This window comes from Actinomadura sediminis, assembly GCF_042675525.1.
Taxonomy (GTDB): Bacteria; Actinomycetota; Actinomycetes; order Streptosporangiales; family Streptosporangiaceae; genus Spirillospora; species Spirillospora sediminis.
The window spans coordinates 109486-135418 of sequence record NZ_JBHTJA010000003.1 but is presented as its reverse complement, the minus strand read 5'-3'; the positions used below and the strand labels follow the sequence as shown (position 1 = coordinate 135418).

General features: G+C 71.0%; 21 protein-coding genes and 1 tRNA gene. 6 read left to right on the top strand and 16 right to left on the bottom strand.

Annotated elements, in window-relative coordinates; genetic code table 11:
* Positions 1–21: 21 nt before the first annotated feature.
* The 4 genes from ACFQ11_RS03605 to ACFQ11_RS03590 all read right to left on the bottom strand — a co-directional run bounded on the left by ACFQ11_RS03605 (position 22) and on the right by ACFQ11_RS03590 (position 3860).
* Positions 22–945 (bottom strand): DMT family transporter, encoded by a 924-nt coding sequence (locus ACFQ11_RS03605; protein ID WP_378296312.1) that lies wholly within the window; start codon positions 943–945, stop codon positions 22–24.
* Positions 946–992: 47 nt separating this feature from the next.
* Positions 993–1916: a helix-turn-helix transcriptional regulator gene (locus ACFQ11_RS03600; protein ID WP_378296311.1), complete on the bottom strand. Its 924-nt coding sequence runs from the start codon at positions 1914–1916 to the stop codon at positions 993–995.
* Positions 1917–2016: 100 nt separating this feature from the next.
* Positions 2017–2250, bottom strand: coding sequence for a hypothetical protein (locus tag ACFQ11_RS03595; protein WP_378296310.1), 234 nt, complete (start codon positions 2248–2250; stop codon positions 2017–2019).
* An 890-nt stretch (positions 2251–3140) separates the two neighbouring features.
* Complete coding sequence (locus ACFQ11_RS03590; protein ID WP_378296309.1) at positions 3141–3860, bottom strand: bleomycin resistance protein; 720 nt, start codon at positions 3858–3860, stop codon at positions 3141–3143.
* Between the two features lie 91 nt (positions 3861–3951).
* Between ACFQ11_RS03590 and ACFQ11_RS03585 the strand changes: the two genes are divergently transcribed.
* Together ACFQ11_RS03585 and ACFQ11_RS03580 are read left to right on the top strand one after the other, a co-directional pair.
* Positions 3952–4314: an ADP-ribosylation/crystallin J1 gene (locus ACFQ11_RS03585; RefSeq protein WP_378296308.1), complete on the top strand. Its 363-nt coding sequence runs from the start codon at positions 3952–3954 to the stop codon at positions 4312–4314.
* Entirely contained in the window at positions 4307–5713 is a 1407-nt protein-coding gene (locus tag ACFQ11_RS03580) for a HEAT repeat domain-containing protein (RefSeq protein WP_378296307.1), read from the top strand. The genes ACFQ11_RS03585 and ACFQ11_RS03580 overlap by 8 nt, the downstream gene beginning before the upstream one ends.
* 275 nt (positions 5714–5988) lie before the next feature.
* On the opposite strand, the gene ACFQ11_RS03575 is transcribed toward ACFQ11_RS03580, so the two are convergent.
* The 12 genes from ACFQ11_RS03575 to dnaA form a co-directional block, all read right to left on the bottom strand.
* Complete coding sequence (locus ACFQ11_RS03575) at positions 5989–6651, bottom strand: potassium channel family protein (protein ID WP_378296306.1); 663 nt, start codon at positions 6649–6651, stop codon at positions 5989–5991.
* Positions 6644–8029, bottom strand: a complete 1386-nt coding sequence (locus ACFQ11_RS03570) for a TrkH family potassium uptake protein (RefSeq protein ID WP_378296305.1) — start codon at positions 8027–8029, stop codon at positions 6644–6646. Before ACFQ11_RS03570 ends, ACFQ11_RS03575 begins: the two co-directional genes overlap by 8 nt.
* Positions 8030–8145: 116 nt before the next feature.
* Positions 8146–9498 (bottom strand): TrkH family potassium uptake protein, encoded by a 1353-nt coding sequence (locus ACFQ11_RS03565; RefSeq protein ID WP_378296304.1) that lies wholly within the window; start codon positions 9496–9498, stop codon positions 8146–8148.
* A 210-nt stretch (positions 9499–9708) separates the two neighbouring features.
* A tRNA-Ile gene (locus ACFQ11_RS03560) sits at positions 9709–9785 on the bottom strand.
* A gap of 101 nt (positions 9786–9886) precedes the next feature.
* On the bottom strand, positions 9887–10966 hold the full coding sequence (locus tag ACFQ11_RS03555) for a DUF3566 domain-containing protein (protein ID WP_378296303.1): 1080 nt from the start codon (positions 10964–10966) through the stop codon (positions 9887–9889).
* A 42-nt stretch (positions 10967–11008) separates the two neighbouring features.
* Positions 11009–13504: a DNA gyrase subunit A gene (gene gyrA / locus ACFQ11_RS03550; RefSeq protein ID WP_378296370.1), complete on the bottom strand. Its 2496-nt coding sequence runs from the start codon at positions 13502–13504 to the stop codon at positions 11009–11011.
* A 94-nt stretch (positions 13505–13598) separates the two neighbouring features.
* Positions 13599–15548, bottom strand: coding sequence for a DNA topoisomerase (ATP-hydrolyzing) subunit B (gene gyrB / locus ACFQ11_RS03545; protein ID WP_378296302.1), 1950 nt, complete (start codon positions 15546–15548; stop codon positions 13599–13601).
* 352 nt (positions 15549–15900) lie between these two features.
* Complete coding sequence (locus ACFQ11_RS03540) at positions 15901–16467, bottom strand: DciA family protein (protein WP_378296301.1); 567 nt, start codon at positions 16465–16467, stop codon at positions 15901–15903.
* 175 nt (positions 16468–16642) lie between these two features.
* Positions 16643–17767 (bottom strand): DNA replication/repair protein RecF, encoded by a 1125-nt coding sequence (recF, locus tag ACFQ11_RS03535; protein ID WP_378296300.1) that lies wholly within the window; start codon positions 17765–17767, stop codon positions 16643–16645.
* 518 nt (positions 17768–18285) lie between these two features.
* Entirely contained in the window at positions 18286–19206 is a 921-nt protein-coding gene (gene gnd / locus ACFQ11_RS03530; protein ID WP_378296299.1) for a phosphogluconate dehydrogenase (NAD(+)-dependent, decarboxylating), read from the bottom strand.
* A gap of 112 nt (positions 19207–19318) precedes the next feature.
* On the bottom strand, positions 19319–20461 hold the full coding sequence (dnaN, locus tag ACFQ11_RS03525; protein ID WP_378296298.1) for a DNA polymerase III subunit beta: 1143 nt from the start codon (positions 20459–20461) through the stop codon (positions 19319–19321).
* 661 nt (positions 20462–21122) lie between these two features.
* Positions 21123–23324, bottom strand: a complete 2202-nt coding sequence (gene dnaA, locus ACFQ11_RS03520) for a chromosomal replication initiator protein DnaA (protein WP_378296297.1) — start codon at positions 23322–23324, stop codon at positions 21123–21125.
* Positions 23325–24054: 730 nt separating this feature from the next.
* Between dnaA and rpmH the strand changes: the two genes are divergently transcribed.
* The 4 genes from rpmH to yidC are packed head-to-tail and all read left to right on the top strand — an operon-like array spanning position 24055 to position 25908.
* Positions 24055–24192, top strand: a complete 138-nt coding sequence (rpmH, locus tag ACFQ11_RS03515) for a 50S ribosomal protein L34 (protein ID WP_075899517.1) — start codon at positions 24055–24057, stop codon at positions 24190–24192.
* Between the two features lie 12 nt (positions 24193–24204).
* Positions 24205–24561 (top strand): ribonuclease P protein component, encoded by a 357-nt coding sequence (rnpA, locus tag ACFQ11_RS03510; protein WP_378296296.1) that lies wholly within the window; start codon positions 24205–24207, stop codon positions 24559–24561.
* Entirely contained in the window at positions 24558–24917 is a 360-nt protein-coding gene (gene yidD / locus ACFQ11_RS03505) for a membrane protein insertion efficiency factor YidD (RefSeq protein WP_378296295.1), read from the top strand. The genes rnpA and yidD overlap by 4 nt, the downstream gene beginning before the upstream one ends.
* Positions 24910–25908, top strand: a complete 999-nt coding sequence (yidC, locus tag ACFQ11_RS03500) for a membrane protein insertase YidC (RefSeq protein WP_378296294.1) — start codon at positions 24910–24912, stop codon at positions 25906–25908. The genes yidD and yidC overlap by 8 nt, the downstream gene beginning before the upstream one ends.
* Positions 25909–25933: the final 25 nt, after the last annotated feature.

The following is a 25933-nucleotide window of genomic DNA, read 5'->3' as shown; positions in this document are numbered from 1 at the left end:
GCCCGGCGCGACGATCGAGGGTCAGGCCGGGTCGGCGGTCTCCGTCCGGGCGGGCAGGGGCGCCCCGGGGGCGGGCGCGTCCGGGGGGCCGGCCGGCCGGCGGGCGGTCGCGAGGACGGAGCCGGCGAGGATGAGGACGAACGACGCCAGGATCGTCCCGGTGAGGGGCTCGCCGAGGAACAGGACGCCCGCGGCGACGGCGACCGCCGGGTTCACGTACGTGAACACCATGCCGCGGGACGTGCCGACCTCGCGGATCAGCTCGAAGAACACCGTGAACGCGAGGGCGGTGCAGACCAGGCCGAGCGCGACCAGGGCGGCGAGGACGCGCCCGCTCGGGAGCCGCGCGGGCAGCGTGGCGGCCGCCGGGCCGGCGTAGATCAGCGCCGCGATGCCGAGCGAGGACGCCGAGAGTTGCAGGCTCGGGACGTCCTGCAGGTAGCGCAGCGCGACCATCGGGGCGATCGCGTAGCCGAGCGCGACCAGCATGACCTCGCCGATCGCCCAGGCGCTGCCGCCCTCCAGGTGCGGGGCGGCGAGCACCGCGACACCCGCGAGCCCGACCAGCAGCCCCGCCCACCGGGCGGGCCCGAGGCGTTCGGCGTCCCCGGTGCAGCGGGCGAGCACCACCCCGACGATCGGGACCGCGGCGATGAGCAGTCCCGTCATCGAGCTGGTCAGGTGCCGCTCGGCGTCCGACAGCAGCGCCCACGGCCCGAGGATCTCCAGTGCCGTGAACGCCAGCAGCGGACGCCAGTGCCGCCGCGCCGCGCCGAAACCGCCCGACCGGTACGCGAGCGGCAGCAGCACGGCGGCGCCCAGCGCCGTCCGCGCGAACACCACCACGGCCACCGAGACCTCGTCGACCGCCACCTTGATGAACAGGTACGGAATGCCCCACAGCACGCACATCAGGGCGAACAGCACCCAACCGCGGCGACTCACCACGACCCTCCACATCCGTCGTTCGCCCGGAAGGCCCGGGCACAGGTTCAGGATGCGGCGCGGCGGACGGTCGCGTCTTGAACGCTGTTGCGGTAGGCGCCGGGCGTGACCCCGAGGACGCGGCGGAACCAGCGGGTGAGGTGCGCCTGGTCGGCGAACCCGACGAGCGCGGCGGCGTCCGCCGGACGGTGCCCCGCGTCCAGCAGGGCGCGGGCCCGCGACACCCGGTGCTGCGCCAGCCACGCGTACGGCGGCATGCCCATGACGTCGCGGAACGCGCGCAGCGCCTGGTAGCGCGACAGGCCGAGGTCGGCGGCGACCTCCGCCAGGGACGGCGGACGGGCCAGCTCGTCGGCGAGCCGCTCGGCGAGGCTCCGCGCGATCCGCGCGGCCCCGGGCCCCGGGCGTCCGGGACCGCCACCGCCGCCCGGCGGGACCGCGTGGCGCCGGACGAGCGCGCCGAACACCTCCAGGATCCGGGACTCGGCCTCCAGCGGGTCCTCGCCCGCGCGCAGGGCCCGATGGGCCAGCCGCAGCGCGTCACCGAGCACCGGGTCGTCGATGATCGGGCCGCGGAAGTGCGGCTCCGCGGTCCCCGGTACGACCGCCCGGAGCAGCTCGGCGGCCGGGTACAGGGCGAGGTACGCGAACCCTTCCGGCTGCGCCGGACCGCCGGTGTGCGCCTCTCCCGGTTCGATCACGACGACACTGCCCGCCGCGGAGTAGACCCGCTCGCCCCGGTACCGCATCGTCTCGACGCCGTCGACCGTCACGCCGATGGCGTACTCGTCGTGGACGTGCGGCGCGTAATGCCGCCTTCCGATTCGCGCGGTCAGCAGGTCGAGCGGCCCGCCCTGCACGCCGTGGACCCGCGTCCAGCTCACCCGGTCGGGCCGCTTCCCCGCGGCGGCGCCGTCGTCCGGCCCTCCGGGGTCCGCCCTGCGGCCGTCGCGCCGTCCGTCCTCGTGCACGGTCGCCGGTGACCGATCGGGCCGATCCCCTGTTCGTGCGGCCCCGCCGGCCCGCCGAGCCCGCTCCGCCGTTCCGTGGCCGGGGGCCGCCGGTGACGCGTCAGGCGGAGAAGACGGTCCGGAGCCGCCAGCGGTCCTGGTCACGGCCCAGCTCCGCGACGGCCACCCCCTCGGCGCCGCTGACGCGGACCCGGTAGACCCGTCCGTCGCCCGGCGCCCCGTACGTCTTCAGCACCTCCTCCACCGCATAGCGCGCTCCCCGCCACTCGTACCCGGTGAGCCGTCCGGCCGGGTCGTGCTCGGCTCGGACCGGCTCGTTCAGCAAGTGCCCCATGGGTCCGGGACCCTATCACGCGCTCGAACACATGTTCGCAGGTCAGTGCCGTGATGTCGCGCGTCCCCGCGCGCCGTCCGGCGTCACCTTCAGGCCGCATCGGCATCCCCCTTCCCCTTCCGTCCCAGCGTTCGCCGGGCGCGTCCGGGCCGGGGCCGCGCCCGTCCGCCCGGCCCCGACCGGTGCGGCGGTCGGCCCGACGTCCCGGCGCGGCGGCGTCCCCCCGGCATGTCGGCCATCTCCGTGCGCCTGTCATGGGCGAGCCCGGTCCCCTTCTGCGTGCCGCGCCATCGAGCCATGCCCCCAGCGAACCATCGACGGGTCACATAGGCCCCTCATCCACAAACTGTGGATAACTTCCCGCTCGGCCGACCCCGCCCGCGACCAGGGGATGTGGACATCTTCTCCACAGGAAATCCCCAGGCAGGAGGCGGTTTCCCGAGCCCGCCGGGGACTTGGCGGCTCATCTTCACAGCCGTCCAGATGACCGCATTCCCACACTCGCTGTCCACAGCCTGTGGATAACTCTCGTGCACACCCTGGGGATTTCCCGGCGTCTCGCCGTCCACCATTCTTCCCCAGCACTGTCCCCAACCCAAGGGTCGGCCGTCCACAGCGTGGATAACGCTCTCACCTCGATGAACGACACTTGATGACTCGTTGTGACCGGCCAGTTGCACAGGCTGTGGACAAACTCGTTCCACAGGTGCTCCGGTTCGGTGGACAACGTCGTCCACCGATAATCCCCAGGTCTGTCCCCAACTCGCGGCCGCCACGCGGGGCCTGCCGATCTCTTCCGGCATCCGGCAGGCGCACCGCCCGAGGCAACGCGACGAGCGGGGACGGCGGATTCCGCGGCCGCATGTCGGCGCCGCCCGCGCGGTCCGGGGTCAGAGGTCGGACGCGTCCAGGGACGACCCCAGGTCTTCCAGCCGGACCAGTTCGTCTTTCAGGGTGGCGCGTTGCGCGTCGGTGAGCGGTACCGCGCGCGCTTGGGCCAGGAGTGTGCGAGTGCGTTCGCGGTCGTCGAGGTGTAGCGCCATGTCGGCGCGCAGGGTGAGGGCCTTGACGCGTTCGGGCGCCGACAACGGTTCGTCGCCGGCGAGCAGCTTGTCGAGGACTCTGGCGGCTCCTTTGTGGTCCTCCTTGGAGTCGCCCAGGAGAACGGCCATGTGGAGGGCCTTCGCGACGGGCTCGGTGGGGACGGGCGAGTGCTCCAGGTCGTCCGAGATCTGCCGGCCGATGCGGAGTTGCACGCCGTCGGGGTCGGCGAGAAGGAACTGCCGCATGCCGTACGACATGTCCTTCAGGACGCTGATCCGGGGCAGGCCACGCGTCGGGATGCGACCCAAAGCCTCTTTAAGGCCGCTGCGGAACGACTCGTAGAGGACGTCCACGTCGTCGGTGACGACGTAGCACATGTGCATGGACGCGGACGGGTCGTGCTTCTTCCAGCCGTAGAACTGGAGGTCGATGTCCCCGTGGCGTACGGAGAGGTACGGGTTCGGGCGGGTCTGCCAGGAGACCTGCTCGAAACCCAGCGCCCGGTAGAACTCCCATGTGGCGCCGATCGAGCGGCACGGAAAGATCGGGATCGTTTTCTGGCCCATGCGGGCGAGCGTAAGCCGGTCACAGACGACTCGTCAAACTTGATTAGCTAATTCGGTTGGCCGCGGCCCGCCCCGCGGACAGACTCGGGGAATGAGCACGTTGACGCTGTGGCGGCCGGTCGGCCCCGCCGAGCTCGAACTGGTACGCGCCTCGGGCCGGCGTGCGTGGCCGCCGCGTCTGCCGGATCAGCCCATCTTCTATCCCGTCCTCAACGAGGAGTACGCCGTCAAGATCGCGCGGGACTGGAACGTCCCGGCGCACGGATCCGGATACGTGACGCGGTTCGCGGTGGACGCCGCGTTCGCCGAGCGTTACCCCGTCCGGCAGGTCGGTGGACGGACGATCCTGGAACTGTGGGTGCCCGCGGAGGAGCTCGCCGAGTTCAACGCCCACATCGTCGGCCGGATCGAGGTCGTCCACGAGTTCCGGGCGGGTGGGGGCGACGGTGCGTGAGCTGGTCCGGGCGGTCGACGAGCGGCGCCGGGGCGCCGGGCAGGAACTGGCGGGGTACGTCCTGGACGCCGCGGCCGGGCCGCCCGAGGCGGCCGAGCGGGTGCTGGACGGCCTTGCCGAGGCCACGCCGAGAACGTGGCTGCGGCTGGACGCGGCGCTGCGGTCCTGGTGGGCGTACGGACGTTCCGGCCGGTACGACACGGGCGCCCTGGGCACGCTGGTCGCGGCGTGTTCCGGGGACGGACGGCGGCGGGAGGAGGCCCTGGCGCGGGCGTGCATGAAGACCGATCGGCGGCTGCTGCCGATCCTCGTGATCCGGACGGCCGACTGGGTGCGTCCGGTCAGGGAGCGGGCGCAGGACGTTCTGGCGCGCGCGCTGGCCGAACCGCCGACGCTCACAGCCGTCGGTGTCGCGCTGGAGATGCGCGACTGGAGCCGTGGGGGACACGCCGTCGAGGTGATGAGCGAGGCCCTGCGAAACGTGCCCGGCGCGCGTGCGGCTACGCACCGCCCTACGCGCCGTCTTGCGTACGACCTATGGCACGAAAACGAGGCCCTGCATGAGGACGTCGTCAGAGGGGCCTTGACCGAGACAGACCCGGTGTCACGGCTCCGCTGTGCGGAGCACGTCGCCCAGTCGCAGGACGTCGCCGCACTGCAACGGCTCTTGGAATCGAAGTCCGTTCCCGTTCAGGTCGTCGCGCTCACCGAGTTGGTAAAGCTCGGACGCCCGGAGCACGGGCTGCCGTTCCTGACGGCGGGTTCGTCACCGCTGCGCGCGACCGCGCAGTGGGCCGCGCGGCGCGCCGGCGTGGACCCGGCCGTCCGCTACCGGGAGATGGACGACGCCGGGGCGCGCGGCCGGGTCGCGGGCCTCGGCGAATGCGGGGCCGCCGAGGATCTCGAGCTGATCGAGCCGTATCTCGGGCACGAGCGTCCGCGCGTGCGCGCCGAGGCCGTCCGCGCGTTCCACCGGCTCGGCGGGTCGGCGTCGCGGCTCGCGCCCATGTTCACCGATCCCGCACCGGTCGTCGTCCGTGCCGTGACGCGGGTCCTGCGCGGGGAGCGCGTCATGCCCGACAGGCGGTTGCGCCTCCTCCTGGCCGACCCCGGACGTCCCCGCCATGTGCGGCGTGCGGCGCTCGCGCTGTCGGCGGCGCGGGGTTCCTGGCCGCGGGTGGAGGCCGATCTCCTGCTGCTGCTCTCCGACGATCCGGAGCTCGCCGCGCCGGCGCGGAGCGACCTCGGCGCGTGGCTGCGCACGGAGGCCGCGCGGACCTACGGCGTCCCGTCGCCCGAGCGTCGCCGACGCGTCCGGGAGCTGATCGAGGCGGCGGCCCCGATCCTGGGGGACGATCGCGCCCGGACGGTGCGCTGGTACCTCGGCCTCGGCAGGTGAACGCGAATGTCCACAGGTTGTGGATAACCGTCGTCCCCAGGGGTGGACGACCGGTGACCCAGCGTCGTCCACCGATCTCCACAGGCCCTCCGTGCTGGGGAAACGCTTGTTCTCGCTGGTCGGAGGACTGCGCACACTTCTCGTCCACAAGTTGTGGATAACATGCTCCACACCCCTGGGGACGGCGCCGTCCCCAGGGCCGTCCCCAGGAAATCCCCAGGATCACGGTTCTCCCCACCCGCCGCCACCGGCCACACCGGCGGACGGACGGGACGTCAGGTCCGTTCGGCGAAACTCTCGACCTTCGCGATCGGGCCGGCCACCAGGATCACGTCGCTGTACTGCAGGACGGTGTCCGCCGTCGCGTACGTGAACTGTTCGCCCGGCGACTTCACGCACACGACGGTGACGCCGTGCCGGGACCGCAGGCGCGTCTCCCCCAGGGGCACGCCCTCGATGTCCTGGGGCGGGTGCGTCTTCACCAGCGCGAAGTCGTCGTCGATCTCGACGTAGTCGAGCATGCGGCCGCTGACGAGGTGCGCGACGCGCTCCCCCATGTCGTGCTCGGGCAGCACGATGTGGTGGGCGCCGATCCGTTCGAGGATGCGCTTGTGCTGATGCGTGACGGCCTTCGCCCAGATGTTGTCCACACCCAGCTCGACCAGGTGCGACGTCGACAGGATGCTGGCCTCGAGGTCGCCGCCGATCGCGACGACGCCGCGGTAGAACTCACCGACGCCGAGTTCGCGCAGGGCGTCGATGTCGGTGGAGTCGGCGGCGGCGATGTGCGTCAGCCGTCCCGACAGCGCCTGGACGACTTTGGGCCGGTGATCGATCGCGAGCACCTCGGTGCCGCGCTCGGCCAGTTCGAGCGAGAGCGCGGTGCCGAAACGGCCGAGGCCGATCACGACGACGGGGTCTCTTCTGCTGTCAGCCAACGATGGGTCGCTCCTCCGGTAGTTCGTAACGCCGGACGCGCCTGCGCAGCGCGAGCGCGGTGCCCAGGGTGAGCGGGCCGATGCGCCCGACGAACATCAGGACGATCAAGAGCACGTGTCCGGCCGCCGGGAGGTCGGCGGTGATCCCGGCGGACAGTCCCACGGTGCCGAACGCCGACACCACCTCGAACAGGACCCGGTCGAGGGAGTGGTCGGTGAGGATCATCAGGGTGACGGTGGCGGCCGCGACGAACCCCACGGCCAGCAGCACGATGCTCATCGCCTGCCGCTGCGTCCCGACGGGCAGCCGCCGGTTCCCCACGTTGACGTGCACGTCCCCGCGCATCTCCGCCCACAGGACGAACGCCAGCAGCCCGAACGTCGTCACCTTGATCCCGCCCGCGGTGCCCGCGCTCCCGCCGCCGATGAACATCAGCACGTCCGTCACCAGCCAGCTCTCCGGCCGCATCGCGGACGTGTCGATGTTGTTGAAACCGGCGGTGCGCGGCATCACCGCCATGACGAACCCGGCGAGCCATCGGGAGGGCCGCGGGAGCGAGCCCAGAGTGTCCTCGTTGTTCCATTCGAGTGCCGTGAGCACCAGCGTCCCGCCGACGAGCAGGACGGCGGACGTCGTGACGGTGACGCGGGTCAGGATCGACCACGAGCGGGGGCGCCGCCACCGGCGCGCCAGCTCGAACCATACCGGGAAGCCCAGCCCGCCGACGATGATCGCCGCACAGATCGGGAGGCAGATCCAGGGGTCGGTCACGAACCGCATGAGGCTGTCGGACCACAGCGCGAAGCCGGCGTTGTTGAACGCGGACACCGAGTGGAAGACGCCCAGGTAGGCGGCGCGTCCCAGCGGTTCGCCGTATCCGAACGCGAACCGGGCGGTCAGCAGTACCGCGATGACCGATTCGCAGCTCAGGCTGAACACGACGATGTTCCGCACAACGCGGCGTACGTCCGTCATCTGCAACGTCTTCGTCTCCGCCTGGGCCGCCATGCGCGCGCGCAGCCCAACCCGTCCGGACAGGAGGATCGCGAAGAGGGTCGCGAGGGTCATCAGGCCGAATCCGCCGACCTGGATCAGGCACAGGATGACGATCTCGCCGAACGTCGACCAGTGGGCCGGGGTGTCCACGGTGATCAGGCCGGTCACGCACACCGCGGACGTCGCGGTGAACACGGCGTCCAGGAGGTCGGCCCGCCCGGGGCCCTGGCGGGCGGCCGGGAGCGCCAGCAGCAGCGTCCCCACAAGGATCGTCGCCCCGAACCCGGTGACGACGACCTGGGCCGGATGCTGGAACCGCTCCAGCAGCACCGTCCCCCAGGGCGTGAGCCCACGCCGCCGCAACCGAACCCGCCCGACCACGTCCTTCTCTCCTCGCCGACCATGTCAAGGGCCGACAAATCGGGATACGGCCCGGCATGTGAAGGTACCGGCAAAACCCCCGTGTCAGAGCCACCCCGCCCCGGCGTCCGGAGGCGTCAACCCACGATGGGCCGCTCCTCGGGGAGTTCGTACCGCCTCGTGCGCTTGCGAAGCGCCAGCGCCGTCGCCAATGTCAGCGGGCCGATACGGCCGACGAACATCAGCACGACCAGCATCACCTCGCCCGACAGCGGCAGATCCCCCGTGATGCCCGTGGACAGTCCCACCGTCGCGCACGCCGACACCACCTCGAACAGCACCCGGTCGAGGGAGTAGTCCGTCAGCGCCATGAGCACGATCGTCGCGACCGTCATGAGCCCGGCGCTCAGCAGGACGATCGCCATCGCCTGCCGCGGCGTCCCGACCGGCAGCCGCCGGTTCCCCACGTTGACGTGCGCGTCTCCCCGCATCTCCGCCCACAGGACGAACGCCAGCAGCCCGAACGTCGTCACCTTGATCCCGCCCGCGGTGCCCGCGCTTCCGCCGCCGATGAACATCAGCACGTCCGTCATCAGCCAGCTCTCCGGCCGCATCGCGGACGTGTCCACGCTGTTGAACCCGCCGCTGCGGGGCATCACCGACAACACGATCCCCGCCAGCCACCGCGTCGGCCGCGGACGCGTCCCCAGCGTGTCCGGGTTGTTCCACTCGAGCGCGGTGAGGACGAACGCCCCGAGGACGAACAGGACGGTCGTCGTCCCGACGGTGACGCGCGTCAGGATCGACCACGAGCGGGGACGCCGCCACCGGCGCGCCAGCTCGAACACCACCGGGAAGCCGAGCCCGCCGATCACGACGGCCGCGCAGATCGGGATGCAGATCCACGGGTCGCCGACGAACCCGGAGATGCTGTCCGGCCACAGCGTCAGTCCCGCGTTGTTGAACGCCGACACCGCGTGGAACGCGCCGAGATAGGCGGCGCGCCCCCACGACTCCCCGTAGCCCAGCGCGAGACGGCACGCCAGCACGACCGCGACCACGGCCTCGCACGTCAGGCTGAACAGCACGACGTTCCGCACGACGCGGCGCACGTCCGTCATCTGCAGCGTCTTCGTCTCGACCTGGGCCGCCATGCGCGCGCGCAGCCCCACCCGTCCGGACAGCAGGATCCCGAACAGCGTCGCCACCGTCATCAGCCCGAGGCCGCCGACCTGCATCAGCCCCATGATCACGAGTTCGCCGAACAGGGACCAGTGCGTGCCGGTGTCCTGGGTGATCAGCCCGGTGAGGCACACCGCGGTCGTCGCGGTGAACAGCGCGTCGATCGGGTCGGCCGCGGGCTCGTCGGCGGTGGCGTGCGGCACCGACAGCAGCGCCGCCCCGATCAGGATGGTGACCCCGAACCCGGTGACGACGACCTGCGCCGGATGCTGGAACCGCTCCAGCAGGGCGGCACCGCGCGGCTTCAACCGTCCGCCCCCGCCGAGCCCGCGCCGGGACGACCGCCGGCCCGCTGCCGGGCGCGGACCGCCTGATCAGTCCGGCATGCCACCACAGAACGCACGCGCCGACCGTACCGGCAATCCGCACGTGCCCGGTTCGATTTCGCCCCGGACGCCCCGCTCGGCCGTCCGGAACGCGAAAACCCCCCACCGGACCCGGCGGGGGGTTCTTCGTGCTGGTGGGCCTAGGTGGACTTGAACCACCGGCCTCATCCTTATCAGGGATGCGCTCTAACCGACTGAGCTATAGGCCCGCACTGCGGCCGTCCTTGGCGGCGCAACGAGAGATTACCCCATATGGAGCGGCAACCGGAAATCGATAACGGACGGCCGCGGCGGAGCGGGCGCGCTGGGGCTACTCGGCCTCCTTGAGGGTCACCTCGACGCCGCCCACGAGATCCGCGGTGAGGTTATAGATCACCGACCCGACCGTGGACAGGGCCGTGATGAGCAGGACGTTCAGGGCGCCCACCAGCACCGTGTAGCCGAAGATGCGGAAGAACGAGAACCAGCTCGCGGAGTCGACGCCGGTGGTCGAGCCGTCGTCGCCCTCGGTGAGGCTGTTGATCGTGTCGCTGAGCGCGTCGAACACGCCGAGGCCGGACAGGATCACGTACAGGACCACGACGGCGACCAGCAGGACCACGAAGCAGACCAGCGACAGGACGAAGCTGAACTTCATCACCGACCACGGCTCGAGCCGGGCGAGCTGAAGCTGCGCCTTGCGGGCCGGCTTCCCGTCGCCCTTCCCGTCGCCCTTGCCGCCGGGCTTGCCGGACGCGCCGCGCTGCGTCGCCGCCGTGGCCGGACGGTCGCGCAGGACGGTGCCCGCGAACCCGCCGCCCGCCGCCCCGGAGCCGGACGGCGGCGCCTGCGAGCCCGCAGGGACGGACGCGGCAGACGCGGCCGTCGGCGCCGGCCGGGGCGAGGGGGCGGGCTGCTCGGTGCGGCCCGCGGAGACGGACGAGGCGGGCTCGGCGGGCTTGGCCCAGTCCGAGCCCCCGGACGAACCCGACGACGAACCCGACGAGGCGGACGAGGCGCTCGACGGGGTCTTCGAGGTCTTCGCCCCGGACGTCCCCTTGGAGTTCGACGCGCCGGGAGCGTCCTTCGCGGCGCCCTTGGCCGCCGCCGACCCCTTCGAGGCGGACGAACCCGTCGAGGAGTTCGCGCCCTTGGAGTTCGCCGACCCGTCCCCGGAGGCGTCGACGACCGTGTCGTCGGCCGACGCCGCCGGACCGGACCCGGCTTCGGGCTCGTCCTCGACCTTGGCCAGGTCGGTCCGGGTCTCCTCGACCGACCCGCCGGCGTCGGCCTTCGTCTCGTCGCGGCCCGGCTTCGCGGAGGCGGCCGCGGCGACCGTCCTGCCGCCGCCGGGCTTCTTCGCGCTCCCCTTGCCGGAGCCGCCCTTGTTCTCGCCGGGCTCGGTGCTCACGTGTCGTCCTCCTGGCCTAGCGGCGGGACGAGACCGGCTCCGTTACTCGTCCTCGCCACTCTCGGCTTCCTCTGCGTCATCCATGGACTCTACGTTCCTCGCGATGGCCACGACGCTGTCCCCGTCGGCGAGGTTCATCAACCGCACGCCCATGGTCTGCCTGCCGGACTGCTTGATCTCGGCGGCGGTGGTGCGGATGACGCCGCCGTTGGACGTCATCGCGAACACCTCGTCGTCCGGGCCGACCATGAGGGCCCCTACCAACGTGCCGCGCGCCTCAACGATCTTAGCGGTGAGGACTCCCTTACCCCCACGTCCTTGCAGCGGATACTGGTCGACCGGCGTCCGCTTCGCGTAGCCGCCCTCCGTGGCGACCAGGACGTCCTGCGCGCTGCCCTGCGTGACCAGCATGTTGAGGACCTCCTGGTCCTCCTCGAACCGCATGCCGATCACGCCGGACGTCGCGCGGCCCATCGGGCGCAGCGAGTCGTCGTCGGCGCGGAACCGGATCGCCTGCGCGCCGGTCGACACCATGAGCAGGTGGTCGTCGGACGACACGAGCCGCGCCGCGATCACCTCGTCGTCGTCCACCAGGTTGATCGCGATGATGCCGCCGGTGCGGGGCGAGTCGAAGTCGCGCAGCGCGGTCTTCTTGACGCGGCCCTTCTTGGTGGCGAGCACGAGGTAGGGCGCCACGTCGTAGTCGCGCAGGTCCATGACCTGGGCGATGTGCTCGTCCGGCTGGAACGCCAGCAGGTTCGCGACGTGCTGCCCGCGCGAGTCGCGGCCGGCGTCCGGCAGTTCGTACGCCTTCGCCCGGTACACGCGGCCCTTGTTGGTGAAGAACAGGATCCAGTGGTGCGTCGTGGTGACGAAGAACTGGTCGACGATGTCGTCCTGCTTCAGCTGCGCGCCGCGCACGCCCTTCCCGCCGCGCTTCTGCGCCCGGTACAGGTCGGTGCGGGTGCGCTTCGCGTAACCGCCGCGGGTGATGGTGACGACGACGCCCTCTTCGGCGATCAGGTCCTCGTAGGAGACGTCGCCGTCGAACGGGATGATCTGGGTGCGGCGCTCGTCGCCGAACTTCTCGACGATCGGATCGAGCTCCTCGCCGACGATCCGGCGCTGCCGCTCGGGGGAGCCGAGGATGTCGTTGTAGTCGGCGATCTCCGCCATGAGCTTGTCGTACTCGTCGGTGATCTGCTGGCGTTCCAGGGCGGCGAGCTTGCGGAGCTGCATGTCCAGGATCGCCTGCGCCTGGATCTCGTCGATCTCCAGCAGGTTCATCAGGCCGCGCTGCGCCTCCGACGCGGACGGCGACCGGCGGATCAGCGCGATGACCTCGTCGATGCGGTCGAGGGCCTTCAGCAGGGCGCGCAGGATGTGGGCGCGCTCCTCCGCCTTGCGCAGCAGGAACCGGGTGCGGCGGACGATGACGTCGATCTGGTGCGCGACCCAGTGCCGGACGAACTGGTCGAGACGGAGCGTGCGGGGAACCCCGTCGACGAGCGCGAGCATGTTCGCGCCGAACGTCTCCTGCAGTTGCGTGTGCTTGTACAGGTTGTTGAGGACGACCTTCGCTACCGCGTCCCGCTTGAGGACGATCACGAGCCGCTGGCCCGTCCGCCCGGACGTCTCGTCGCGGACGTCCGCGATGCCGTCCAGCTTCCCGTCCTTGACCCCGTCGGCGATCTTGAGGGCGAGGTTGTCGGGGTTGACCTGGTAGGGGAGTTCGGTGACGACGAGGCAGGTGCGGCCCTGGATCTCCTCGACCTCGACGACCGCGCGCATCGTGATCGAGCCGCGGCCGGTGCGGTACGCCTCCTCGATGCCCTTGCGGCCGACGATCAGCGCGGCGGTGGGGAAGTCGGGGCCCTTGATCCGCTCGATCAGCGCCTCGAGCAGCTCCTCGTCGGACGCGCCGTAGTTGTCCAGGTACCACCGGACGCCGGCGGCGACCTCCCGCAGGTTGTGCGGCGGGATGTTCGTCGCCATCCCCACCGCGATTCCCGCGGACCCGTTCACCAGCAGGTTCGGGTACCGCGACGGCAGGACGTCCGGTTCCTGCGAGCGGCCGTCGTAGTTCGGGGTGAAGTCGACGGTCTCCTTGTCGATGTCGCGCAGCAGCTCCATCGCCAGGGGCGCCATCCGGCACTCGGTGTACCGCATGGCCGCGGCCGGGTCGTTGCCGCGCGAGCCGAAGTTCCCGTTGCCGTCCACCAGCGGGTACCGCATCGACCACGGCTGCGCCAGCCGCACCAGCGCGTCGTAGATGGCCGAGTCGCCGTGCGGGTGGTAGTTCCCCATGACGTCCCCGACGACGCGCGCGCACTTGAAGTACCCGCGGTCGGGGCGGTACCCGCCGTCGTACATCGCGTACAGGACGCGGCGGTGCACCGGCTTGAGCCCGTCGCGGACCTCGGGAAGCGCGCGCGCGACGATGACCGACATCGCGTAGTCGAGATAGCTCTTCTGCATCTCGACCTGAATGTCGACAGGTTCGATCCGTTCGCCCGGGTGGCCGCCCGCCGTGGTCATGTCCGTCACTTAGCTGACCTCTTCTGCTTGAAGGGAAGGAAGTACGTTCGCCGCTACGGTTCGGGCCGCTGGGAGCCCGGCCCGTCCCCGGACCTCAGATGTCGAGGAAGCGCACGTCCTTGGCGTTGCGCTGGATGAACTCGCGGCGCGGTTCGACTTCCTCGCCCATGAGCACGCTGAACAGCTCGTCCGCCTGGGCCGCGTCGTCGAGCTGCACCTGCAGGAGCACCCGGTTCTCGGGGTTCATCGTGGTGTCCCACAGTTCGTTGGCGTTCATCTCGCCGAGACCCTTGAACCGCTGCACCAGGTCGCGGGGGCGCGGGTCGCGCTTGCCGGCGGCGATGCCCGCCTCGATGACGGCGTCGCGCTCGGCGTCGGAGAACGCGTAGTCGACCTCGTTCCCCCGGGAATCCCACTTGATCTTGTAGAGCGGCGGCTGCGACAGGTACACGTGGCCGGCCTCGATCAGCGGCTTCATGAACCGGAACAGCAGCGTCATCAGCAGCGTGTTGATGTGGTGGCCGTCGACGTCCGCGTCCGACATCAGGATGATCTTGTGGTAGCGGAGCCGGGAGATGTCGAACTCGTCGTGCACGCCGGTGCCCAGCGCCGTGATGATCGCCTGGACCTCGTTGTTCTTGAGGATCTTGTCGATCCGCGCCTTCTCGACGTTCAGGATCTTTCCGCGGATCGGGAGGATCGCCTGGAACTGGACGGCGCGGCCGCCCTTCGCCGAGCCGCCCGCCGAGTCGCCCTCGACGATGTACAGCTCCGACTGGGCCGGGTCCGTGGACTGGCAGTCCGACAGCTTGCCGGGCAGCGACGTCGTCTCCAGCAGGCTCTTGCGGCGCGTCAGATCCCGCGCCTGCCTCGCCGCGACCCGCGCGCGCGCCGCCTGCGACGCCTTGTTGATGATCTCCTTGGCCTCGCCCGGGTTCTCCTCGAACCAGTCGCGGAGATACACGTTGCAGGCCCGCTGGACGAACGACTTCGCCTCGGTGTTCCCGAGCTTCGTCTTCGTCTGCCCCTCGAACTGCGGGTCGGCGAGCTTGATCGAGATGATCGCGGTGAGACCCTCGCGGACGTCCTCACCGGTCAGGTTGTCGTCCTTGTCGCGCAGCAGCCCCTTGTCGCGGGCGTACCGGTTGACGATCGTGGTGAGCGACGCGCGGAACCCCTCCTCGTGGGTGCCGCCCTCCGCCGTGTTGATCGTGTTCGCGAAGGTGTGGACCGACTCGGCGTACGACGAGTTCCACTGCATGGCGATCTCGACCGACATGCCCTCGGTGTGGTCCTCGAAGTAGACGACCGACTCGTGGACCGCCTCCTTGCGGGCGTTGATGTAGCGGACGAAGTCCTCGATGCCGCCGTCGTAGTGGTACCGGACGACGCGCGGTTCGCCGTCCCCGTCCCCGTTCGCGTGGTCGGCGCGCTCGTCCCGCAGGGTGATCGACAGCCCGCGGTTCAGGAACGCCATCTCCTGCATGCGCCGCGACAGCGTCTCGAAGTTCCACTCGGTGGTCTCGAAGATGTCCGGGTCGGGCCAGAAGGTGATGCGGGTGCCCGTCTCCGACGTCTCCTCGCCCCTGCGCAGCTCCGTCTCCGGGCCCTGCCACGTGTACGACTGCCGCCAGACATACCCGTCGGTGCGCACCTCCGCCTCGAGCCTGGTGGACAGCGCGTTCACCACCGCGGAGCCGACGCCGTGCAGGCCGCCGGACACCGCGTAGGACTTGCCGTCGAACTTGCCGCCCGCGTGCAGCGTGGTCAGCACCAGCTCGATGGCCGGCCGCTTCTCCACCGGGTGCTCGCCGACCGGGATGCCGCGCCCGTTGTCGAGCACGCTCACGCCGCCGTCGTCCAGCAGCGTCACCACGATCTCGTCGGCGTAGCCCGCGAGGGCCTCGTCGACCGAGTTGTCCACGATCTCGTAGACCAGGTGGTGGAGGCCGCGCTCACCCGTGGAGCCGATGTACATGCCCGGGCGTTTGCGCACCGCCTCGAGACCTTCAAGGACAGTGATCGAACTAGCGTCGTACGCCAAAGGAGATCCTCCTGCCGGGGATGTCTGCCGCCCCGCGTCCGGAGGGAGCGCGGTGTGCCCCGTAACACACATGAGGGCGCCCCTGTGCTCTGCTCACACCTGGTCAGAGCCCCGGGCACCCCACGGCGGCGCAGCATCCTGTACCCGATGTCATTCTACCGGGTCGCACGGCGAAAAGTGGCACTCACGCGGCGCTGTGTGCGCGTGTGGCGGCCGAGTGGAACCGGAGGCACATCCCCCCATGGATCTGGGGTAGTTCTTTGGCCTACGGCGCGCTCGTCGCCGAACTCGTCGCCCTGCATCCCGAACAGATGTTCTCACCCGGCACTGACAAGGTCGGCGGTTCCGGGCCTCAGCGGGCGCGCCACGCCCCGCCGCGCCGCGGACCCGACGACGGGCCGACCACCTTCACCCGCCGGACCGTCCCGTGGCCCAGCTCCTGGTTGAGCCGCCGCACGAGGTTCGACGACAGCAGCCGTAGCTGCGTCGCCCACGTCGCCGAGTCCGCGGCGATCGTCAGCTCGCCGTCCTCGAAGTGCTCCGGCCGGGTGTGCTCGGCCAGCTCGGGCCCCACGATCCCCGCCCAGTTGCCGAACACGCCCCCCACCGCCGCGCGCTGCTCCCAGCCGCGGGTCGCCAGCAGGTCGCGGATCGCGGCCCCGAACTGCTTCGGGTCCCCGCCGCGCCCCGGGTCCCGGCTCCGCACCGGCAGGCCGCCGCCCTTGCGCCGGTTCTTGTGCCCGGGGAGGGTGCCCCGCTTCAGCGCGTCCGCCTTCGCCTGCGCCAGCGCCTCCCGCGCCAGCTCGATCCCCGACTTCCCGGACGCGGCCGGCGGATCGGCGGGACGCGCCGAATCGTCCCCGCCGCCGGGCGTGTCGGCGGCGTCGGCGCCGTCCACATCCTGTGGATCCTCGCTCATGTCACCCTCCTCCCCACAGCCTGTGGACGACCATTCTGACCCCACCCCACGACACCTCCGCGGCCCGAGCCCCAGGACACCCACGGCGCAGCGCCACCACGAGGCAGCGGCGGGCACCCGTTGCGCGGGCCGTCGCCGAACGAACGGCCACCGTGCGGGACGGCGTTCGTGGACGTCACTCGCGGACGACTTGGCCGTCCGTCACGGCGAACGTCGCGCCCGTCAGTTCCTCCGGCACGTCGGCGGGCACGGCCGCGGTGATCAGGACCTGTTCGGCCTGCGCGACCATCTCGGCGAGGCGGCTGCGGCGCCCCGCGTCCAGTTCGGCGAAGACGTCGTCGAGGATCAGCACCGGGTCGTCGCCGTCCGCCCGCAACAGGTCGAACGCGGCGAGCCGCAGCCCCAGCGCGAACGACCAGGACTCGCCGTGGCTCGCGTAGCCCCGGGCGGGCAGGTCCCCCAGCCGCAGGACGAGCTCGTCCCGATGAGGCCCCACGAGACTGACGCCCCGTTCGAGTTCCTGCTTCCGCGTGTCCGCCGCGGCCGCGAGAAGCTGCTCGGCGAGTTTTCCACGATCTGTGGACAACTCGGCGTCGCCCAGCGAGCTCCGGTACCGCAGATCCGCGGCGCCGCCGCCCGGGGCGAGGGCCTCGTACGCGCGCGCGACGAGCGGCCGGAGCGCACCCACGAGGTCGAGCCGCGCGGCCAGCAGCTCGGCGCCGGTCCGGGCGAGGTGCGAGTCCCACACGTCCAGGGTCGCGAGGACCTCCGGGCCCGGCGCACGCCGGTGCGCCGCCGCCGACTTGAGCAGGGCGTTGCGCTGCTTGAGCACCCGGTCGTAGTCGGACCGGACCCCCGCGAAGCGCGGCGCGCGCGCGGTCAGCAGCTCGTCCATGAACCGGCGGCGCTCCCCCGGGTCCCCCTTGACGAGCGTGAGGTCCTCGGGGGCGAACAGCACGGTCCGGACCATCCCCAGGATCTCGCGCGGCCGGGGGACGGGCGACCGGTTCAACCGCGCCCGGTTCGCCTTCCCGGGGTTGATCTCCAGCTCGATGAGGGCCTTGCGGTCGTCCTTCACCGCGCCGACGCGGACGATCGCGCGCGGCGCGCCGTGCCGGACGAGCGGCGCGTCCGTCGAGGCCCGGTGGCTCCCGTGCGACGCGACGTACCCGACGGCCTCGACCAGGTTCGTCTTGCCCTGGCCGTTCGGCCCCACGAACGCGGTGACCCCCGGCTCGAGCGCGACCTCGGCGGTCGCGTACGAGCGGAAGTCCTGCAGCGAAAGGTGGGCGACGTGCACGGAACATGAGCGTAGAGCCTCCCGCCCCCTGCCCTGCCCACGCCGCCGGACGGTACATGCCCTGGACGCCCGCTCCACCGCGCACGAAAACCACAAGCTGTGGACAACTCGCACCTGCTGTGGCCCCACTGGTCCCCGGCCCACGCGCCCGCCCACGTCCCGAGGATCACCATGCAGCGCGCGTACCGGGCCGTGGGCTTGTCGGGCCATCTGCGCGCGGGGGCGTCCGCGCCGTCCACACGCCGCGCCGTCCGCGCCGTGGGGAGCCCCGGGCCGTCCGCGCCGCGCCGTGGGCGTACCGGGCAGTCCATGCGGGGCCATCTGCGCGCTGGGCCGTCCGCACGCCGTTGGGCGTTCGGGTGGGGGCGGGCGCCGCCCGCTCCGGGGGGCCGACCCCGCTTCGAGTGTCGAGGGTCGTCCCCCGGGGGTGCTGGAAATCCACGGGGTGTGGATAACCGCCGCCGAGGCGGTCGGGGCGCGGCCTCGGGGGCGGGGGCGGGGGTGCTGCCCGCGGCGCGTCAGACGGCGGGCGGGGGCACGTCGGCGCCGGGGGAGTCGGCGCCCTTGGCCGACTCGACGGCGTGGCCGCCGAACTGGTTGCGCAGGGCGGCGACGACGCGCATGGCGGGGGAGTCGTCCTGGCGGGAGGCGAAGCGGGCGAAGAGGGACGCGCTGATCGCGGGCAGCGGGACGGCGTGGTCGACGGCGGCCTGGACGGTCCAGCGGCCCTCGCCGGAGTCGTTCGCGTAGCCGCGGATGTCGTCGAGCTCGGGGTCCTCGGCGAGCGCGCGGTTCATCAGGTCGAGCAGCCACGACCGGATGACCGTGCCCTCCTGCCAGCTCCGGAACGTCTCGGGCACGTTCGTCACGACGTCGCTGGCCTCGATCAGCTCGTAGCCCTCGCCGAAGGCCTGCATCATCGCGTACTCGATGCCGTTGTGGACCATCTTCACGAAGTGGCCCGCGCCGACCTTGCCGGAGTGGACGAACCCGAACTCGCCCTCGGGCTTGAGCGTCTCGAAGATCGGCATGAGGCGGCGGACGTGCTCCTCTTCGCCGCCGACCATGAGCGCGTAGCCGTTCTCGAGGCCCCACACGCCGCCGCTGACGCCGCAGTCGATGAACCCGATGCCCTTGGCCGCGAGCTCCTCGCCGTGCTTCTGGTCGTCCACATAGTGTGAATTGCCGCCGTCGACGACGATGTCGCCCTCGTCGAGGATCTCGCCGAGGCCGTTGATCGTGTCCTGGGTGGGGCGGCCGGCGGGCACCATCACCCACACGGCGCGCGGCGGGGACAGCCGCTCGGCGAGCTCCCGCAGCGAGCCGACGTCGCTCAGCGCGGGATCGCGGTCGTAGCCGACGACCGTGTGACCGCCGCGGCGCAGCCGCTCGGCCATGTTGCCGCCCATCTTGCCCAGGCCGATGATGCCCAGCTCCATGTTCACTCCCCTGTGCTCGTCTGCGCGCGCGCCGGTCGGGACGCGCGCCGATCCGCGAGGGCGGCTCCCCCGCGGATCGTCCGTCCCCCCTGTGATGCCCGTGAACCGATCCTTACCCGGACAGACGCACCGGCATGATCAGGTAACGGTAGTTCGGGTTCGCGCCCTCCTCCGGCGGCTTGCCGGTGAGCACGGCGGGCTTGGTCGGGGTCGTGAACGACAGCCGGGCGACGTCCGAGCCGATCGCCGACAGGCCCTCCTGCAGGAACCCGGGGTTGAAGGCGATGTCGATGTCCTCGCCGTCCAGGTTGGCCTCCAGCGCCTCGACGGCCTGCGCCTCGTCGCCCGTCCCGGCCTCGAGAACGACCTCGCCCTGGCGGAACGACAGCCGGACGGGCGTGTTCCGCTCGGCGACGAGCGAGACGCGCTTCACGGCCTCGATGAACGGCGCCGTGTGGATCTCGGCGTGCCCCGCGTACTCGCTCGGCAGCAGCGACCGGTACTTGACGAAGTCGCCGTCGAGCAGCCGGGACGTGGTGCGGCGGCCGCCGCCCGCGAACCCGATCATGCCGTCGCCGGCGCCGGACGTGCCGCCGAGCGCGATCGACACCTCGGCGCCGGACGTCAGCGACTTGGCGGTGTCGGCGAGCGTCTTGGCCGGGACGAGCGCGACGGCGGAGAAGTCGGGGCGCTCGGGCTTCCAGTGCAGCTCGCGAACGGCGAGGCGGTACCGGTCGGTGGACGCGAGCGTGACGGTCTCGCCCTCGATCTCGACGCGGACGCCGGTGAGCATCGGGATCGTGTCGTCCTTGCCCGCGGCGATCGCGACCTGGGCGACGGCGGCGGCGAACTCGTCGCTGCCGACGGAGCCCGCGGCGGGGGGCATCTCCGGCAGGGTCGGGTAGTCCTCCACGGGCATGGTGAGGAGTGTGAACTTCGCGCTGCCGCAGCGCACCATCACCTTCGCCCCGTCGGTGGTGATCTCCACAGGGTGGGGAGGAAGGTTGCGGCTGATCTCGGCGAGCAGCCGGCCCGACACGAGGACGGTCCCGGCCTCCTCGACGTCGATGTCGGTGGAGACCTGTGCGGAGACCTCGTAGTCGAACGCCGAGAGCCGCAGCCGGTCCTCGTTGCCCTCACCCCCGGCCTCGATGTGCATGCCCGCCAGGACCGGGACCGGTGGACGGGGCGGCAGCGTGCGTGCCGTCCAGGCCACGGCGTCGGCGAGGGCGTCTCTGTCGATGCGGAACTTCAAGGGGACCCGCCTCCTGCAGGTGTCGGACAACGGTTCGGTGCGAGCACCTCGGTCCGGGCTCTCGGGGCGCGTTTTCCCCAGGCCCGAAGTTGAGGTGAATCTTTTCTTGGGTAGAGAACAGGTGTGGTCTTAGTAGTAGGGGCTGTGGACAGTGTGGACAGAGGCCATCGTCCCAGGTGAGGCCCCGTATTTTTGTCCACGGGCGGGCTGTGTACGAGCTGTGGAGGACGAGGGCCCCCTGTGGAGGGCGATTCTGTGCCCACAGGCCGTCCCCAGGTCATCCACCGGTTATCCACGAGTTTTCCACGGGTTCTCCACCCTGGTCGGGTGGATCCGGCGGGACGGGTGAGGCGGCGGCTCGTTCGTCCACCGTTCGTCCCCAGGTCGTCCCCAGCTTTTCCACTGGTTTTCCCCAAGAGGCGGGCGCCGGTGCACGGCCCGTCCACAGTCGTCCACACTTCGTCCTCAGGTTTTCCACGGGTTGTCCACGGGGTTATCCACCAAAATCCCCAGGGTTTTCCACAACCTGTGAGTAGCTGCTTCCGTTTTGCCGAGAGGGCGGAAAATGTCGTTTCTGTTCCGCCCGTCGGCTGTGGACGACGGGAACGGCGGTCGTCCACAGTCCCGGAGAGGGAGTTTTCCACAGGTCGCGCCCCTGTGGTCAGTGCTTGCTCGCCTGATGCTTGATCCGCCCGGTCAGCTCCGTGACCTGGTTGTAGATCGCGCGCCGCTCCGCCATCAGCGACCGGATCTTCCGATCGGCGTGGATCACCGTGGTGTGGTCGCGGCCGCCGAACTGCTGCCCGATCTTGGGCAGCGACAGGTCGGTCAGCTCCCGGCACAGGTACATCGCGATCTGCCGGGCGGTCACCAGCATCCGGGACCGCGACGGCCCGCACAGGTCGTCGATCGTCGTCCCGAAGTACTCGACGGTCTGCGCCATGATCATCGCCGCGGTGATCTCCGGCCCGGTGTCGTTCGGGATGAGGTCCTTCAGCACGATCTCGGCGAGCCGCATGTCCACCGACTGCCGGTTCAGGCTCGCGAACGCCGTCACCCGGATCAGCGCGCCCTCCAGCTCCCGGATGTTCGTCGCGATCTGCGAGGCGATGAACTCCAGGACGTCCGGCGGCGCGGCCAGCCCCTCCTGCCGGGCCTTCTTCTGCAGGATCGCGATCCGCGTCTCCAGCTCGGGCGGCTGGACGTCGGTCGTCAGCCCCCACTCGAACCGGTTGCGCAGCCGGTCCTCCAGCGTCACCAGCTCCTTGGGCGGACGGTCGCTGGAGATCACGATCTGCTTGCTGGCGTTGTGGAGGGTGTTGAAGGTGTGGAAGAACTCCTCCTGCGTCTGCTCCTTGCCTTCAAGGAACTGGATGTCGTCGACGAGGAGGATGTCCACGTCCCGGTAGCGGCGGCGGAACCCGTCCGCCTTGCCGTCCCGGATCGAGTTGATGAAGTCGTTCGTGAACTCCTCCGAGCTCACGTACCGGACGCGCGCCCCGTTGAAGAGGCTCTGCGCGTAATGGCCGATCGCGTGGAGAAGGTGCGTCTTGCCGAGACCCGAGTCGCCGTAGACGAACAGCGGGTTGTACGCCTTCGCCGGCTGCTCCGCCACCGCGACCGCCGCCGCGTGCGCGAAACGGTTCGAGGACCCGATGACGAACGTCTCGAACGTGTACTTCGGGTTCAGCCGCGCGTGCTCGGACGTCCCGGCGCCCGACCCGCCGCCGGACCCGTGCGTCCCGCCGCCGGGCGCTCCGGCCGGAGCACCGCCGGGGCCGCGCCCGTCGGCGGCGTCCTCGTCGCGGTACGCCTCATCCCCGCGGTACTGCTCGGGATACGACTGCTCGGCGCCCGGGAACGGGCCTTCGCCGTGCCCCGTGTCGCCTCCGGGCTCGCGCTCCTTGCCCTCCGCGTGTCCGCCGGGACGCAGCGGGCCGAGCGTCCGGTCGTTCAGATGCGAGGGCGCGTGCGGCGGACGTCCGGGAGCGTCGCCCCCGAACCCCTCGGAGCCGCCGTACTCGGGCCCGTACCCCTCAGATCCCCCGAAGCCGGAGTTCTCGGGGCCGCCGTACGCGTCTTTGCCGTATCCCTCGTTCCCGTACCCCTCGTTCCCGTACTCGCCCGTTCCGGGAGGGCGCGCGCGATAGCCCTGGCGGCCGTCGAACGGGCCGGGACGGGACGAACCGAACGGGGGCTGCCGGGGCGTGGAGGGGTAGCCGCTCCCATGCTCGCCCTCCCGGGGCGGCCATCCACGATCGTCCTCCCCCTGTGGATAACCGCCGGGGCCGTGGGGAACGCCGGGCTGCTGCCGGTACCCCTGCTCGCCGTACCCCTGCTCGCCGTACCCGGAGTCCCCGTACGACTGCTCCTGGTACTGGCGGTCGGAGAACTGCGCGTCCCCGCGCTGGTCGCCGTACGGACGTTCCCCTTCGTGGGGACGCTCGTGCGCGCGCTCGTGGGAACGGTCATGGGGGCGATCGTGCGGACGGTCGCCATAGGAAGAAGGTGCCGGTTCCTGCGGGCCGCCGAGGCCCGGGATCGGCGCGGACAGCGGCTCGCCGCCCGCGCGGGGGCCGCCGGGGCCGGGCACCGAGGACGCCGGCGGTTCCGGCTGGACCGTCACCGCGACGCGGATCTCGCGGCCCAGCTCACGGGAGAGGGCCTGCGTGATCAGGCTGCGCAGGCGCGTCTCCAGGGCGTCCTTGGCGAACTCGTTCGGCGCCGCGAGGAGGGCCGTGCCCTCGACGAGCGCCAGCGGGCGGACCATCGGCAGCCATGCGCGGTAGCTCGGAGACAGATCGCTCTCGGACAGTGCGGTGAGGGTGCGGGCCCAGACCGATCCGAGATCCTGACCGTCCATGCGCAAGGTCCCCTCCCCACATCTCCGTCGAACGGAGTACCTGACCGCCCTGCTTTTCCGCGGGTCGCGTCCCGCCTCGTGGGGCACGTCCGCGATGCGGAAGCCCTACTCTCTCACGAGTTGTCCACAGAGTTTTCCACATGCTGTGCATAGTGGAGCGGCGCCTGTGTATAACTCTCAGGCGCGTTCTGGACGAACGGTCGCGAGGTGCCCGGCCACAGAAAAGCCGGTGCGAAAAGGAGTACAGGTTCGGGGGGATTCAGCGTGTGATGCCGACAACAGATGGCCGAAGAGGCGTCGGCTCGCCCGGAAGACCATAGCCGCTGTCCGGCGCACCCGCAACAGGAGTCGCCCCGTCCACCGCCCGCCCCGCCCGGACGCCCGTCCCGCGCGACTCTCGTGCCCGCGGGCGCCCGGCCGTCCGGCCGTCCACCGTCGAGGGCGCCCCTGTGGATAACTCTGGGGAAGCGCCGTCGTACGCCGCCGTCCGCGGCCGGACGGGCGGCCCGGACGCGCCCCGCCGGCCGCGTGCCGGGAGGAGCGTTCCGTTTGACCGGGTACTCGCCGAGCCCGTAATGTGCTGAGGTCGAGACGCATCGACGGAGATGCCGCGTGCCCGCCGACCGACCCACTGGGAAGAACGGGTGGGCCCCCGCTGCGGGGGACCAGACGCGGTCCTAGATGCGAGCCATCGAGTCTTAATGATCCGACCGCAGCACTGGAGCCTCAAGTGAGCAAGCGTACTTTCCAGCCGAACAACCGTCGTCGCCACAAGAAGCACGGCTTCCGGCTGCGGATGCGCACGCGTGCCGGGCGCGCCATCCTCGCCGAGCGCCGCCGCAAGGGCCGCGCCCGGGTCGCGGTCTGAGCCCTCCCCACCGTGCTGCCGTCCGGACACCGGATGCGGCGGCGGGACGACTTCACACTGGCCGTCCGGCGCGGTCGCCGCGCCGGACGGCCGACTGTCGTTGCACACCTGCTCCGCCGGGACGAAACGACCCCGCCGCTCGTCGGCTTCATCGTGTCGCGGGCCGTCGGCAACGCCGTCGTCCGCAACTCCGTGCGGCGCCGGCTGCGCCATCTGGTGCGGGCCGACCTGGACCGGCTGCCAGCGGGTAGCCTGCTCGTAGTACGCGCCAACCCCCCGTCGGGGACGGCGCGTCCTGACGAACTGGCCGCGGATCTGGAGTCGGCGCTCGACCGGCTGCTGCGGCCCGCGTCCAAGGGGCGGAGATGAGGAGTCGGCGGCGGGAGCCGAACCCCGCGCAGCACCCGGACGGGCCTCCCGGCCCGGTCGCCGCGGTGCTGATCCTTCTCGTCCGCGCCTACCGCCGCTTCTTGAGTCCCCTGCTCGGGCAGCAGTGCCGCTTCCGGCCCAGCTGCAGCGCGTACGGCCTGGAGGCGCTCCAGGTGCACGGGGCGCTGCGCGGCACGTGGCTGACGGCCCGCCGGATCGGTCGGTGCCACCCCTTCAACCCCGGGGGGTACGACCCGGTGCCCCCGAAGAAGGCGCCGGCGGCGGCTTCTTCGAACTCCGGCCGCGAGGACAGCGGCCCCGCCCTAGCAGAGCCCAAGGAGCTGCCCGGTGCTTGATTGGCTGTACGAGATCGTCTCTCAGCTCATCGTGTGGATTCACACGGGGCTGAGCACCTTCCTGCCGAAGGACAGTGGATGGGCCTGGGGCGGGTCCATCATCCTTCTGACCGTCCTGCTGCGGCTCGTCATGGTCCCGCTCTTCGTGAAGCAGATCCACGCTTCACGGAAGATGCAGGAGCTGGCGCCCAAGGTGCAGGCGCTGCGCAAGAAGTACAAGAACGACAAGCAGCGCCTCAACCAGGAGGTCATGAAGCTCTACCAGGAGAACGGCGCCAACCCGCTGTCGGGCTGCCTCCCGCTCCTGGTGCAGATGCCGGTCTTCATCGGCCTCTTCCAGACCCTCCAGCGCATCTCGGACGCGAAGGAGGGCGAGGGCGTCTTCGCGATGTCCGCCGACCTGGTCCAGAGCGCCCAGCACGCCAGCATCTTCGGCGCCCACATCCCGGACACGTTCCTCAACGCCTGGGGCGACGACCCCAAGAGCTGGACCGCGATCATCATCACGGCCATCGCCGTGGTGATCAGCTCCTGCACGACGTTCTTCACGATGCGCGCCAGCATGAAGCGGCAGCCCATCACCGACGACGCCAACCCGATGATGCAGGCGCAGAAGATGATGGTCTTCCTCGCCCCGCTGTTCGGTCTGATCGGTCTCGGGTTCCCGCTGGGCGTCCTGATGTACTGGGTGACGTCCAACACCTGGACGCTCGCGCAGCAGCACTACATCTACAAGAAGTACCCGCCGCTGAACGCGACCGGCGACGACACCAAGCCGGGGACGAAGGCGGGCGCCAAGTCCGGCACGGCCAAGGCCGGTGCGAAGGGCGCCGCGGGCGCGAAGAACGGCAAGGCGACGTCCGGCACGAAGCCCCGGCTGAAGAAGGGCGCGGAGGAGGAGACTCCCGAACCGGAGGTCAAGCCGAAGGTCGTGCGGAACCAGCCGACCCGCAAGCCGCGGAGCAAGCGCAGCGGCAGCCAGAAACGCTAGTTTGAACCCGAGCCCGTGCCGCAGA

Bases quoted from the DNA above. Each gene is read 5' to 3' on its own strand.
- gnd (WP_378296299.1), bottom strand. From the start codon at position 19,206: ATGGAGCTGGGCATCATCGGCCTGGGCAAGATGGGCGGCAACATGGCC.
- gyrA (WP_378296370.1), bottom strand. From the start codon at position 13,504: ATGACCACGGCGGGCGGCCACCCGGGCGAACGGATCGAACCTGTCGAC.
- yidD (WP_378296295.1), top strand. From the start codon at position 24,558: ATGAGGAGTCGGCGGCGGGAGCCGAACCCCGCGCAGCACCCGGACGGG.
- ACFQ11_RS03540 (WP_378296301.1), bottom strand. From the start codon at position 16,467: ATGAGCGAGGATCCACAGGATGTGGACGGCGCCGACGCCGCCGACACG.
- ACFQ11_RS03585 (WP_378296308.1), top strand. From the start codon at position 3,952: ATGAGCACGTTGACGCTGTGGCGGCCGGTCGGCCCCGCCGAGCTCGAA.
- ACFQ11_RS03595 (WP_378296310.1), bottom strand. From the start codon at position 2,250: ATGGGGCACTTGCTGAACGAGCCGGTCCGAGCCGAGCACGACCCGGCC.
- ACFQ11_RS03590 (WP_378296309.1), bottom strand. From the start codon at position 3,860: ATGGGCCAGAAAACGATCCCGATCTTTCCGTGCCGCTCGATCGGCGCC.
- dnaA (WP_378296297.1), bottom strand. From the start codon at position 23,324: ATGGACGGTCAGGATCTCGGATCGGTCTGGGCCCGCACCCTCACCGCA.